At 62.5% G+C, this 13,143-nt stretch carries 11 protein-coding genes; 6 read left to right on the top strand and 5 right to left on the bottom strand.

Annotated elements, in window-relative coordinates; all coding sequences use genetic code 11:
* Positions 1-4 precede the first annotated feature (4 nt).
* Positions 5-1,567, bottom strand: coding sequence for a PLP-dependent aminotransferase family protein (locus tag HX805_RS02325; RefSeq protein WP_177116569.1), 1,563 nt, complete (start codon positions 1,565-1,567; stop codon positions 5-7).
* Positions 1,568-1,657: 90 nt separating this feature from the next.
* Here HX805_RS02325 and HX805_RS02320 point away from each other — a divergent pair, with 90 nt between their 5' ends.
* Genes HX805_RS02320 through HX805_RS02310 form a run of 3 tightly spaced genes read left to right on the top strand, consistent with a single transcriptional unit; the run spans position 1,658 to position 3,421 of the window.
* Entirely contained in the window at positions 1,658-2,293 is a 636-nt protein-coding gene (locus HX805_RS02320) for an FMN-binding negative transcriptional regulator (RefSeq protein ID WP_177020310.1), read from the top strand.
* Complete coding sequence (locus HX805_RS02315; RefSeq protein WP_003213433.1) at positions 2,290-2,736, top strand: GNAT family N-acetyltransferase; 447 nt, start codon at positions 2,290-2,292, stop codon at positions 2,734-2,736. The genes HX805_RS02320 and HX805_RS02315 overlap by 4 nt, the downstream gene beginning before the upstream one ends.
* Positions 2,737-2,749: 13 nt before the next feature.
* Positions 2,750-3,421, top strand: a complete 672-nt coding sequence (locus HX805_RS02310) for a GNAT family N-acetyltransferase (RefSeq protein WP_102370186.1) — start codon at positions 2,750-2,752, stop codon at positions 3,419-3,421.
* A gap of 201 nt (positions 3,422-3,622) precedes the next feature.
* Here HX805_RS02310 and HX805_RS02305 read toward each other — a convergent pair whose 3' ends face one another.
* Positions 3,623-3,898: a helix-turn-helix domain-containing protein gene (locus HX805_RS02305; RefSeq protein WP_087694596.1), complete on the bottom strand. Its 276-nt coding sequence runs from the start codon at positions 3,896-3,898 to the stop codon at positions 3,623-3,625.
* Positions 3,899-3,985: 87 nt separating this feature from the next.
* On the opposite strand from HX805_RS02305, the gene HX805_RS02300 reads away from it, so the two are divergent.
* Together HX805_RS02300 and HX805_RS02295 are read left to right on the top strand one after the other, a co-directional pair.
* A complete protein-coding gene (locus tag HX805_RS02300; RefSeq protein WP_177116568.1) occupies positions 3,986-6,958 on the top strand; it encodes an autotransporter domain-containing protein in 2,973 nt (990 codons plus the stop codon).
* 111 nt (positions 6,959-7,069) lie between these two features.
* Positions 7,070-8,398: an autotransporter domain-containing protein gene (locus HX805_RS02295; RefSeq protein ID WP_177116567.1), complete on the top strand. Its 1,329-nt coding sequence runs from the start codon at positions 7,070-7,072 to the stop codon at positions 8,396-8,398.
* 70 nt (positions 8,399-8,468) lie between these two features.
* On the opposite strand, the gene oadA is transcribed toward HX805_RS02295, so the two are convergent.
* Both oadA and HX805_RS02285 read right to left on the bottom strand, forming a co-directional pair.
* Entirely contained in the window at positions 8,469-10,277 is a 1,809-nt protein-coding gene (oadA, locus tag HX805_RS02290; RefSeq protein WP_003213440.1) for a sodium-extruding oxaloacetate decarboxylase subunit alpha, read from the bottom strand.
* Between the two features lie 11 nt (positions 10,278-10,288).
* Positions 10,289-11,704, bottom strand: coding sequence for an acetyl-CoA carboxylase biotin carboxylase subunit (locus HX805_RS02285; RefSeq protein ID WP_003213442.1), 1,416 nt, complete (start codon positions 11,702-11,704; stop codon positions 10,289-10,291).
* Between the two features lie 194 nt (positions 11,705-11,898).
* Here HX805_RS02285 and HX805_RS02280 point away from each other — a divergent pair, with 194 nt between their 5' ends.
* Positions 11,899-12,873: a LysR family transcriptional regulator gene (locus HX805_RS02280; protein ID WP_102604039.1), complete on the top strand. Its 975-nt coding sequence runs from the start codon at positions 11,899-11,901 to the stop codon at positions 12,871-12,873.
* Here the strand turns inward: HX805_RS02280 and HX805_RS32275 are convergent.
* Entirely contained in the window at positions 12,803-13,000 is a 198-nt protein-coding gene (locus tag HX805_RS32275; protein WP_076013218.1) for a PA3496 family putative envelope integrity protein, read from the bottom strand. The two genes, HX805_RS02280 and HX805_RS32275, sit on opposite strands and share 71 nt — an antisense overlap.
* Positions 13,001-13,143: the final 143 nt, after the last annotated feature.

Raw genomic sequence — 13,143 nt, 5'->3', positions numbered from 1 at the left:
CGCCTCAGTGCGCAACCGGCGCGCGCCAAACCTGGCCCAAGCGCTTCAACGCCTGGCTGATCTGCGCCTCGGGCACGGCAGCAAACCCCAACACCAATCCGGCACGCTGATCCTGCGGCGTGAGTGAGTCCGGCAACCAATAGTTGCTCAAGCCATTGATCTCCACACCCACCGCCGCCGCCTGTTGGATCAGCGCCTGTTCCCGCGCCAGGCTGTCGACCCGCACGGTCAGGTGCAGCCCGGCCGCCACCGACGGCAGGCGGCCAACGCCTTCAATGTCGGCGGGCCATTCGGCCAATAGCGCATTGAGCCGGCTCTGCGCGGCGCGGCGCATGCGGCGTACATGACGCTGGAAATGCCCGGTCGCCATGAACTCCGCCATCACCGCCTGGGTGCTGACTTCCGAGTGGCGCACATCCACCGCGCGGCGCCGGGCAAAGGCCTGGACCAGGCCGGCCGGCAACACCAGGTAGCCCAGGCGCAGCGCCGGAAAGGCCACCTTGCCGAAAGTCCCGACATACAGCACCCGCCCCGTGCGATCGAGGGCCGCCAGTGGCGCCAGGGGCGCGCCGCTGTAGCGGTACTCACCGTCGTAGTCATCCTCGACGATCCAGCCGCCCGTACGCTCGGCCCAGGCCAGCAGTTCCAGGCGCCGGGCCAGGCTCATCACCACGCCGGTGGGGTATTGATGGGACGGGGTGACGTAGGCCAGGCGGCAACCGCCGAGGCGGTTCAAGGCAGCGCAGTCGATGCCCTCGCTGTCCACCGTCACGCCATGCAATTGGCCGCCCGCCACCGCGAACGCATGGCCTGCTGCCCGATACCCCGGATTCTCGATGGCAACCTCATCGCCGGGCTCCACCAGCAGCTGTGCACAAAGGCTGATTGCCTGCTGCGCGCCACTGGTGATCACTATTTGCTCAGCCGTGCACTGCATGCCGCGAGAACTGCGTAGATAGGCCGCAATCAATCCACGCAGGCGCGCGTCGCCCGCCGGGTCGCCGTAACACAACTGCTGCAAGTCCGGCTTGCGCCAGAAAGCCGCATTCAGCTTGGCCCACACGTCAAACGGGAACAGATCGAAAGCCGGTACGCCCACCCTGAAAGCCCTCGGCGGACCACTGGGCGGAAGCGCCAAATGATTGTTTTCCACCCGCGCCAGCGCACCGCTGTGGATAACTTGACTGGACGAAAACACAGGTAAATCCGGGCGCTTTGTGGATAAACCTGGGGATAAGCCTGTTGATAACCCTGTGGACACTTTTGTGGATAGTTTTTTTGCGGGCGTCGACGTCTGCGGCAATTGCGCCACATAGGTGCCATCACCCACGCGGCCTTCGATAAATCCTTCGGCATACAGTTGGTCGTAAGCGCGAACCACACTGTTGCGCGAGATCGAGAGTGCCGCCGCCAGGTCACGGCTGGCGGGGAGCCGGGTGCCACTGACTAACCGGCCATCCAATACTCGCTGGCGCAGCGCCTGATAGAGCTGGCGGGTGAGTCCCTGGCGTCGGTCCAACTCGATACCCGCCGGGTTGAACGAGAGCGGTGGTTCTAACGCAGGCATGGAATTGGACCTATAAAATTGACTGTAGATGGCTCTTACAACGAACCAATAGCCTGCCTAGGATGCAGGCATTCGCCAAGGAAAATCTTCATGTACACACCACGCGCCTTTGCCCTCGATGACTTGCCCGAAATCCAGCAACTGATCCAGCACACGCGCCTGGCGCAACTGGTGACCTTGGGCGAACAAGGCCTGCAAGCCAGCCATTTGCCGCTGCTGCTCAACCCGGATGAAGGGCCCAACGGCACCCTTTACGGGCACATGGCCAAGGCCAATCGCCAATGGCAGGACCTGCAAAATGGCGGCGAGGCCCTGGTGATTTTTGCCGGCGCCGAGGCCTACGTCAGTCCGTCGTTCTACCCGGCCAAGGCCGAACACGGCAAAGTGGTGCCGACCTGGAATTACATCGCGGTACACGCCTACGGCACCGGCGAAGTGTTCACCGACGCCGAGCGCCTGCTCGAACTGGTCAGCGCCCTCACCGACCGCCATGAAGGCAATCGCGCCCAACCCTGGAAAGTCAGCGACGCCCCGGCCGACTACATCGACGGCATGCTCAAGGCCATCGTCGGCTTTGCCCTGCCGATCCAACGCCTGGAAGGCAAACGAAAACTCAGCCAGAACCGCAGCCCGGCGGACATCGCCGGTGTTCGCGACGGCCTGGCTGCCAGCACCGACGTACGCGACCAGACCCTCGCCCGCTTTATTCCCAAGGAGCCATCATGAGCCAGATCGAAATCCGCCAGGTCAGCGCCGCCGACCACGCCGCTTGGTTGCCCCTGTGGCAAGCCTACCTGCGCTTCTACAACACCGAGCTGCCCGACGCCGTCAGCCAGAACACCTGGCAACGCTTGATCGACGCCAATGAGCCGACCCACTCGGCCCTGGCCTGGCAGGACGGCAAGGCCGTAGGCATGGTCAATTTCATCTACCACCGGTCCAACTGGAGCATCGAGAACTCCTGCTACCTACAGGATTTGCTGGTAGACCCGGCCCAACGTGGCACCGGCGTCGGCCGCAAGCTGATCGAATTCGTCTACGCCACCGCCAAGGCCGACGGTTGCTGCAAGGTCCACTGGCTGACCCACGAGACCAACGCCACCGCCATCCAGCTGTACGAACGCATCGCCGAACGCCCCGGTTTTATCCAGTTTCGCAAAGGTCTTTAAGGAGAAGCACAGCATGACGACATCATTGGCCGACTGGAAAGGTGTCCCGGCGCCCACCGTCACCCTTATCGAAGGGCGCTTCGTGCGCCTGGAAAAACTCGACCCCGCCCGCCACGGCGATGACCTGTTCAACGCCCTGCAAGGTCCCGGCGCGGATCCGAAGCTGTGGGATTATTTGCCTTACGGCCCGTTCCCCGAGCGCGCCGCCTTCGATGCCTGGCTGAACAACCACGCGTCCCACAGCGACCCGTACTTCTTCAGCGTGATCGACAAGGCCAGCGGCGAGGTGCAAGGCATCCTCAGCCTGATGTCCATCGTGCCCGAGCAAGGCCGCATTGAAATCGGCCACGTGACCTTCGGTGCCCCGATGCAACGCTCACCGAAAAGCACCGAGGCGGTGTACCTGCTGGCCAGGCACTCGTTTGAGCTGGGCAATCGTCGCCTGGAGTGGAAGTGCAACAACGCCAACGCCCGCTCCAAAAATGCCGCCGAGCGGTTGGGTTTCAGTTTTGAAGGGGTGTTTCGCCAGCACACCGTGGTCAAGGGCCGCAACCGGGATACGGCGTGGTACTCGATCCTGGATGGGGAATGGCCGGCGATTGGGGCGGGGTTTGAGCGGTGGCTGTCAGATGCCAACCAGACCGGTTCGGGACAGTTGAAAACGCTGGTGGAATGCCGTACCTAAGCCACCCTGCCACCCCCTGACAAATGTGGGAGCGGGCTTGCTCGCGAAAGCGGCGTATCAGTCACAAATGTATCAACTGACCCACCGTCATCGCGGGCAAGCCCGGCTCCCACATTGTATCTTCAGCGTATCCGGGCCTTGTGCTCAGCCGAGGCGAATAGGCGAGCATCTATAGATCAAACACCACGCCATCGCCTTTTCCTACAAGCTTCTGCGAACCTTCACCACTCCCATCTTCAACCCAAACGGCCTGAACACTGCGTTCAACGACTTCAGCGTCTGATTGCCCTCGCCATGTTCGATATGCACCAGCGTGCGTACGGAGATTTTGCACATCTTGGCAAACTGGCTCTGATGCAGCCCAGTGACTTCCGTTCGCAGCCGGCGTACCGCCTCGGCTATTTCCAGCGTTCCCTCGGCCAATGCATCCTGAATGCTTTCGATCAACCGGGTTCGTTCTTCAACCGTCAGGCTCATTTCAATCCCCGTCACCTCCTCGCCATCATTCTGTAAAAAACCTCCGCTATACAGGTCGACTCTTTTCCAAAAACAAGGTCGCCCGCCATGCCCCCTTCGCCCCAGCGCCTTGCGCTCACTCTCGGCCTGCTGGTCAGCAGCGGTTTTGCCGATGCGGCGCCCGCGCCAACCAAGACGCTGCAGATCGACACGCCCACCACCACCGGGCAAACCCTGGGCGGTAGCGACTCGCTGACGATTTCGGCACCGGGCAGTATCACCACCTCCAAAGTCGCGGTGACCTTGAAGGACGGCACCACCGGTAATGGCGTGGTGATCGACAACTCCGGCAGCATTACCTCCACGGGTGGCCGGGCCATCGACAGCAGCGGCAGCCTCACCGGTACGCGCAACTACAGCATCTACAACCGAGCCGGCGGCGTGATCCAGGGCGCCAACGACGCGCTGCGCATCGACAGCAACTTCGCCAGCGGCAGCCTGCTGATCGACAACAGCGGCACCATTCGCTCTGCCACCGGCCAAGGGCTGGACCTGGATGCGATCCGCAGCTCCAACGTCACCACCACTATCATCAACCGCCAGGGCGGGCTGATTCGCGGCGACGCCAGCGACGGCATGAAAACCGGCGGTAATGCCACCCTCACCAACTACGGCGAGATTTCCACCGGCGACACCCACTCGCGCGATGACAAATTCGACGGCGTCGACATCGACTCCGCTACTGGCGTGACCGTCACCAACTACGGCCTCATCTCCGGCGGCCGCCACGGCATCACCACCGACCTGGGCGCCACGCTGACCAACTACGGCACGGTAATCGGCCGCAACGGCTCGGGCTTTGGTTCCGACGGCGATGGCACGGTGATCAACCACGGCACTATTACCGGCGCATTTTCCGGACTGCAGCCGGACGGCGATGGTGACGGCGTGGACATCGACAAGATCGCCCACATTGAAAACTACGGCATCATCCAGGGCGTCGGCGCCGGCGGTGTCGACAAGAACGGCTTTGCCAACGGCAGCGAAGGCATCGCCCTCGGCGGTGGCTACGTGTTCAACGGCGTGGGTGCATTGGTAAGCGGTGCCAACAACGCGGTGCTGGTGGACGACGGCAGCGACGGCCCGGGACTTGCTGCAACCACCCTGATCAACCATGGCACCATTCAGGGCCTGAACGGCTTCGGCGTGAAGTTCGTCGGCGAGTTTGCCGACACGGTGGTCAACGCCGGCTTGATCAGCGGCAGCAACGGCCTGGCCCTGGATTTGGGCGGCGGCGATGACACGCTGACCCTGCTCGGCGGCAGCCGCTTTGTCGGCGTGGTGGATGGCGGCACCGGATATGACCGCGTGATCATGGACGACGCCGCCGGCGGCAGTTTCGGCGACAGCCGCAACTTCGAATGGCTGGACGTGAAGCAAGGCACCTGGACCCTCACCGGCAGCGGCGACTTCAGCGACGGCGGCGAGATTTTCAGCGGCGCCAAGCTGATCAACCAGGGTGGGATCGCTGGCAACCTGACCGTCGATGAAGGCGGTATCTATGCCGGTGGCGGCAGTGTCGGCAGCCTGTTGGTCAAAGGCACCTTGCAGACCAGCACCGCCCTCGGCACCGCCAGCATCACCCGCGACCTGACGATGACCAGCGGCTCGACCCTGGCCTATGGCGTGAACGCCGACGGCAGCAGCGCACCGGTCCAGGTCGGCGGCACCGCGTACCTGAATGGCGCGACCCTGGCGGTCAATCCCGGCACCGGCACCTACCCGTGGCAGAGCCACTACACGGTACTGCGGGCCGGCAGCATCAATGGCACGTTCGGCAAGGTCACCAGCGACTATGCCTTCCTCACCCCCACACTGGATTACAGCCCTACCCAGGTCGGCCTGACCTATTCCCGCAATGACGTGGCGTTCAATCAGTTCGCCAACACCGGCAACGGCACCCGCGCCGCCAACGCCCTGGCGAGCCTGGGCAAGAACAACGCGTTGTACAACGCCTTGCTCAACACCACCAACAGCAGCGCCGGTGCCGCCATCGAGCAATTGGCCGGCAGCAGCACCGCCAACCTGACCAGTGCCACCCTCGGCGCCAGCGCCCAGGTCGGCAACAGCATGTTGAACGCCATGCACCAACTGGGCGGCGGTGCCGGACTGCTGGTGGGCCTTGATCAAAAAGACACCCCCGTACTGGCCGCCACCGGCGTACCCGCCGAAGCCCGCAACCTCAACGACCCCAACGCCCGGGGCCGCCTGTGGCTGCAAGGTATCGGCAGCTACGGCAAGCTCGACGGCGACCACGGCAGCAATGGCCTGACCCAGCGCACCAAAGGCAGCGTGCTGGGGGCCGATTGGGCGCTCGATTCGGACTGGCGCGTGGGCGTGCTGGGCGGTTATTCGAAGACCGACCTGGACACCACCGGCGTCGACGGCAGCGTCGATAGCTGGCACGCCGGCGTCTACGCCATGCGCCAGAGCGGACCGCTGGCCTTGCGCCTGGGTGCTGCGTACAGCGGGCACCAGGGAGACAGTAAACGTACGGTGGCCTTTGACGGTTTCAACGATCGGCCCAAAGGTGACTACGACGCCGACAGCCAACAAGCCTTCGCCGAACTGGGTTATGCCATGGGCAGCGGGCGCCTGAGCGCCGAGCCGTTCGCCAACCTCGGCTACCAGCGCTACCACCGCGACAGCTACAACGAAAAAGGCGGCGCCGCCGCCCTGCATGTCGACGGGCAAACCCAGGACAATTTCAGCAGCACCTTCGGCCTGCGCCTGGCGCACTTGAGCCAGCTGGACAACGGCATCAGTCTCACACCGCGGGTCAGCGCCGGCTGGAAGCACACCTACGGCGACGTAGACAGCAGCACCCGCCAGGCCTTCCTGATGGGCGGCACCGCGTTCAACGTCGAAGGCAGCGCCCTGGACCGCGACAGCCTGTTGCTGGAAGCCGGGCTGGATGTAGGCCTGTCGGCACGCCATACCCTCGGCGTGGGCTACAGCAGCGAAATAGGCAGTAACAGCCGCAATCACGGGCTGATCGGGCAATGGCAGATGAGTTTTTAATCGCGGCCCACTAGAGACATCTCTGGCAGGCAAAGGGTGGATGGCCTGACATTTATCCGCCCTTTACCCCGCTAGATTTCCCGACCTCATACATCAAGAGGTCGGACCTGCATGCCACTCCTTCAGAAACAACTCGCACTCGCCATCACCTTCGCGCTGGGTGCCACCAACGCTCAATTCGTCCAGGCGCGAGGGGACATCGATCCAGACAGCGAGTGGTTCATCCCGGCGCCAGAGGCCGGCCAGCAAGGCCACCAGCGCCCCAAGCCACCCAAGCCCACTCCCGACTTTAACTTTACCGACCACGCCACCACCCGTAACGGCCAGCAGGTTGCCCGCGTACTGGACTCTGCCGTGGACACCCTCATCAAGTCGGGCGAACTCAATGAGTGGCAAGAGTACGAACTGGACAATATCGCCCGGGAACTTGGCAGGCTGGCACCGGGCCGTGTGGGTGCAGTTCTGGAGCAACTGGCAGGCAGCCAGAACGCCAACCTTGGCGCCGCCACTCAAGACAGCATGAAACAGCTCAACAGCAGCCTGCTTTCAGTCATGCGCCGGACAGGCGACGAACGCAACCTTACGGATGCCGAAGGCAATGGCCACGTATGGTTCCAGGCCCTGGGCAACGCTGGCAAGCTTGAAGGACAGCACGGTAGCGTGGGCCTGCAGCAACACACCCAAGGCCTGATGCTGGGCGGCGACTGGGCAGTGGACGATGCCTGGCGGGTGGGTGTGATGGGCGCCAAGTCCGCCAGCGACCTGAACGCCAAACGCTTCAAGGGCGAACTGGACAGCTGGCACCTCGGCGGTTACGCCGTGCGTCAGGACGGCCCCCTTGCACTGCGCCTGGGGGCGATCTACAGCAGCCATGCCGGCCAAACCCAACGCACCGTAGACTTTGATTTCGTCGAGCGCCGCGAGCAGTCCAAAGGCAAATACAACGCCCAAAGCCAGAACGCTTTCGCCGAGCTGGGCTATCAACTGGACAAGGGCAGTTTCAGCATCGAACCCTATGCGGGGATCGGCTACCAGCGCTATCACCGCGACCGCTACAAGGAAAAAGGCGGCTTTACAGCGCTGAATGTCGGCGCCCAGACCCAGGAAAACCTCAGCAGCACCTTCGGCTTGCGCCTGGCCAGTGCCTTTACGCTGGACAACCAGATGGCCCTCAAGCCGCACCTGAGCACAGGCTGGAAGCACCTCTACGGTGACGTGAGCAGCACCGTGCGCCAGTCCTCCGCGTGGGTAAAACGGCCGGGCTTCAACAGTGACTTCACCATCGAAGGCACCTCCCTGGACCGCGACAGCCTGGCGCTGCACACCGGGGTGGACCTGGCGCTGTCGACCCGGCACACCGTGGGCCTGGCCTATACCGCCGAGGTCGGCACCCACAGCCGTAACCAGGGTTTGCTGGGCCAGTGGACCCTGGCGTTCTGATTATTGCGGGCGAAAAAAAAGGGGGCACATGCCCCCCCGAGGTTTAAGCGGTAGTTTCGAAGGCTGTTGATCAGCCTTCGATTTCAATCAGGATTTCACCCGGGTTGACCCGGTCGCCCTTGGCCACGTGTACGGCGGTGACCTTGCCGGCGATCGACGCCTGTACTTCGGTCTCCATCTTCATCGCTTCAGTGATCAACACAGCCTGGCCGGCCTTCACCACGTCGCCTTCCTTGACCAGCACGTCGACGATGTTGCCCGGCATCGCCGTGCTGACATGGCCTGGCGCGGTGGCGTGCTTGCGCTTGCTGCCGCCACTGCTGACAAACTCGTTGAGCGGCTCGAACACCACTTCTTCCGGCATGCCGTCGATGGACAGGTAGAAGTGGCGCTTGCCTTCGGCCTTGACGCCCACCCCGGTGATGTCCACGCGATAGCTTTCGCCGTGCACGTCGATCACGAACTCGGTCGGCACACCTTCGCCACCGGCACGGGCCACGCCGCCGGCTTCAGGAATCGGCAACAGCACTTCAGGGCTCAAGGTGCCAGCGTCGCGCTCTTCAAGGAATTTGCGCCCGATGTCCGGGAACATCGCGTAGGTCAGTACGTCTTCTTCGGACTTGGCCAACGCGCCGATTTCGCCGCGCAACTTGGTCATTTCCGGCTTCAGCAGATCTGCCGGGCGATGGTCGATCACCTCTTCGCTGCCGATGGCCTGGCGCCGCAGTTTTTCATTCACGATGCCCGGCGCCTTGCCGTAGCCGCCTTGCAGGTACAGCTTCACTTCGTTGGTGATGGTCTTGTAGCGCTCGCCGGCCAGCACGTTGAAGAACGCCTGGGTACCGACGATCTGCGAAGTCGGGGTGACCAGCGGCGGGAAGCCAAGGTCTTCACGAACCCGCGGGATTTCGGCCAGCACTTCGCTCATGCGGTTCAGCGCGCCCTGCTCTTTCAGCTGGTTGGCCAGGTTGGAAATCATCCCGCCCGGTACCTGGTTGACTTGCACGCGGGTGTCGACGGCGGTGAATTCGCTTTCGAACTGGTGGTACTTCTTGCGCACGGCGTAGAAGTACAAACCGATTTCCTGCAGCAGTTCCAGGCTCAGGCCGGTGTCGAATTCGCTGCCTTTGAGGGCCGCGACCATCGACTCGGTACCCGGGTGGCTGGTGCCCCAGGCGAAGCTGGAAATGGCGGTGTCGATATGGTCGGCACCGTTTTCGATGGCCTTGAGCTGGCACATCGAAGCCAGGCCCGCAGTGTCGTGGGAGTGGATGAAGATCGGCAGGCTCTGCTCGGCCTTCAGCGCCTTGACCAGCTCGCCGGTGGCGTATGGCGTCAGCAGGCCGGCCATGTCCTTGATCGCCACCGAGTCGCAACCCATGGCTTCCATTTGCTTGGCCTGGGCCACGAACGCCTCGATGGTGTGCACCGGGCTGGTGGTGTAGGCGATGGTGCCCTGGGCATGTTTGCCGGCGGCTTTTACCGCTTCGATGGCCACTCGCAGGTTACGCACGTCGTTCATCGCGTCGAAGATGCGGAACACGTCGATGCCGTTGACGGCGGCCTTGGCGACGAAGGCTTTGACCACATCGTCGCTGTAGTGGCGGTAGCCCAACAGGTTCTGGCCACGCAGCAGCATTTGCAGGCGCGTGTTGGGCAACGCCGCGCGCAGTTTGCGCAGGCGCTCCCACGGGTCTTCTTTCAGGAAGCGTACGCAGGCGTCGAAGGTCGCGCCGCCCCAGACTTCCAGGGACCAGTAGCCGACTTTGTCGAGCTTGTCGCAGATCGGCAGCATGTCGTCGGTGCGCATGCGGGTTGCCAGCAACGATTGGTGGGCGTCGCGCAGGATGGTGTCGGTTACGAAGATCTTCTTGCTCATTCTTATATTCCTCACAGGCCTGCGTGGGCGGCGATGGCGGCGGCGATGGCCAGGGCCAGCTCTTCGGGTTTGCGCTTGATCGAGTAGTTGGTCAGCTCAGGGTGGCTTTCCACAAAACTGGTGTTGAACTGGCCGCTGCGGAATTCCGGGTTGCGCAGGATTTCCTGGTAATAGGCGGCGGTGGTCTTCACGCCTTGCAGGCGCATGTCGTCCAGGGCGCGCAGGCCGCGGTCCATGGCTTCTTCCCAGGTCAACGCCCACACCACCAGCTTCAGGCACATCGAGTCGTAGAACGGTGGGATGGTGTAGCCGGTGTAGATCGCCGTGTCGGTACGCACGCCGGGACCGCCGGGTGCGTAGTAACGGGTGATCTTGCCGAAGCTGGGCAGGAAGTTGTTCTTCGGGTCTTCGGCGTTGATGCGGAACTGCAACGCAAAACCCCGGTGCTGAATGTCTTCCTGCTTGACCGACAGCGGCAGGCCCGACGCAATGCGGATCTGCTCACGCACAATGTCGATGCCGGTGATTTCTTCGGTAATGGTGTGTTCCACCTGCACCCGGGTGTTCATCTCCATGAAGTACACCTCGCCCTCGGCGAGCAGGAACTCCACGGTGCCGGCGTTCTCGTAGCCCACGGCCTTGGCCGCGCGCACCGACAGGTCGCCGATGTAGGCACGCTGTTCAGGGGTCAGCTGGGGGCTAGGGGCGATCTCAATCAGCTTCTGGTTACGGCGCTGGATCGAGCAATCGCGCTCGAACAGGTGCACCACATTGCCGAAGCTGTCACCGAGGATCTGCGCCTCGATGTGCTTGGGATTGACGATGCATTTTTCCAGGAACACTTCCGCCGAACCGAAGGCCTTGGTGGCTTCGGAAATTACCCGGGGGAAGGCTTGTTCGAGTTCTTCACGGCTGTTGCAGCGACGGATACCGCGACCGCCACCACCGGAGGTGGCCTTGAGCATCACCGGGTAACCAATGCGGTCGCCTTCGGTCAGGGCTTCAGCGATGTCGGCAACGTTGCCTTCGGTGCCCGGGGTCACCGGTACGCCGGCCTTGATCATGCTGCGGCGGGCTTCAGTCTTGTCGCCCATGCGGCGAATCACTTCTGCGGACGGGCCGATGAACTTGATCCCACGTTCGGCGCAAATGTCTGCCAGCTCGGCGTTTTCCGAGAGGAAGCCGTAGCCGGGGTGCAGCGCGTCGCAACCGGTTTCCACCGCCAGGTTCACCAGCTTGCGCGGGTTCAGGTAACCGGCCAATGGCTCGGCACCGATGCTGTGGGCTTCATCTGCACGCTTTACATGCAGGGCATGGCGATCGGCATCGGAATAGACCGCGACCGAACGAATGCCCATCTCGGCGCAGGCACGCACGATACGTACGGCAATCTCACCACGGTTGGCGATCAGGATCTTTTTTATCACTTGGAAATTCCCTTGAGCCGATTGCTACCTACTTCGACCCTGGAAGCGGGTCGGCGCGTGACCAAATGTTTCATGGCAGTCGCGTGACACACACTATGCCCCTGCAGGGATTAACAAAAATCAATAATTATTGGGTTGTGTATAAGCAAAGACTTATAGTCGTCCCATCAAGGGTCGGCGGGAGTGTTTGAACTATGCGTAAGTCATTGATGCGTATGACATTGCGTCAATTGCAGATTTTCAATGAAGTCTGTGATTTGCGTTCCTACAGCCGCGCAGCCGAGGAAATGTCCCTCACGCAACCGGCAGTTAGCCTACAAATCAAGCAGCTGGAGGAGCTGCTGGGCCAGCCATTGTTCGATTACGTCGGCAAAAAGCTCTATATGACTGAAGCTGCTGAAGCCTTGCAACGGGCCAGCCGGGACATTTTCGGCCGCCTGGAAAACCTCGATATGCAACTCTCCGACATGCAGGGCTCGTTGCAGGGCCAGCTGAAACTGGCGGTGGAATCCAGCGCCAAGTACTTCGTGCCGCACCTGTTTGCCGCCTTCAAGCGCCAGCATCCAGAGGTCAACCTGCACCTGACGGTGGTCAACCGCGCCCAGGTGATTCGCCGGCTTTCAGACAACCGCGACGACCTGGTGATCATGTCGATGGTGCCCCAGGACATGGGCCTGGAATTCCTGCCGTTCCTGAACAACCCGATTGTCGCGGTGGCGCCCCACGATCATCCGCTGAGCCATCAAGGGCCGTTGCGCCTGCAGGACCTTGAGCCTTACACGCTGCTGTTGCGCGAGCCGGGGTCCGGCACGCGGATGGCGTGCGAAGAGTATTTCAAGGAGAAGCGCGTGCACTTCACCCAGACGGTGGAAGTGTCTTCGGCCGAGGCGCAGCGCGAGTGCGTGACCGCCGGGTTGGGCGTGGCGCTGCTGACGCGCCACGCGGTCAACCTGGAACTGGCCACCGGCGGGCTCAGGGAGCTGCCGGTGGAAGAACTGCCGCTGTACCGCAGTTGGTGCCTGGTGCAGGCCAAGGCCAAGCGCCTGTCACCGGTGGCCCATGCATTCCTGGGCTTTATCCGCAGCGAGCGGCTGCAGATCAGCGCGCTGGCTGAGCGCTTCGCTGGGCAGCTGCGGGTGCCTGCCAGTGGAGTTCCGGATAGTCACTGATGCTCTGTTGCAATTGACGCTGATCGCAGCGGTCTTCAATTGCGCGACGGAAGGCCATGCGGCGCTGGTCTTCCTGCTGGCGGCGGGTCTTGACGGTGCTGTTGCTTTCTTCGTATTGCCGAGCCATTTCGAGTCTCCCAATGCGAGTAAGGGGAGTTCAGGATGGGCTCGGGCAATGACGGTTTAGCGGCATGGGGATGACAGGACGATGAATCTTGCGGGGCTCAATACGATCAACTGTGGGAGCTGGCTTGCTCGCGAATGCGGTGG

The sequence above is a fragment of the Pseudomonas sp. G5001 genome (assembly GCF_013385475.1).
Classification (GTDB): Bacteria; Pseudomonadota; Gammaproteobacteria; order Pseudomonadales; family Pseudomonadaceae; genus Aquipseudomonas.
The sequence above is the reverse complement of the archived record's forward strand: the minus strand, read 5'-3'. Positions and strand labels throughout refer to the sequence as shown.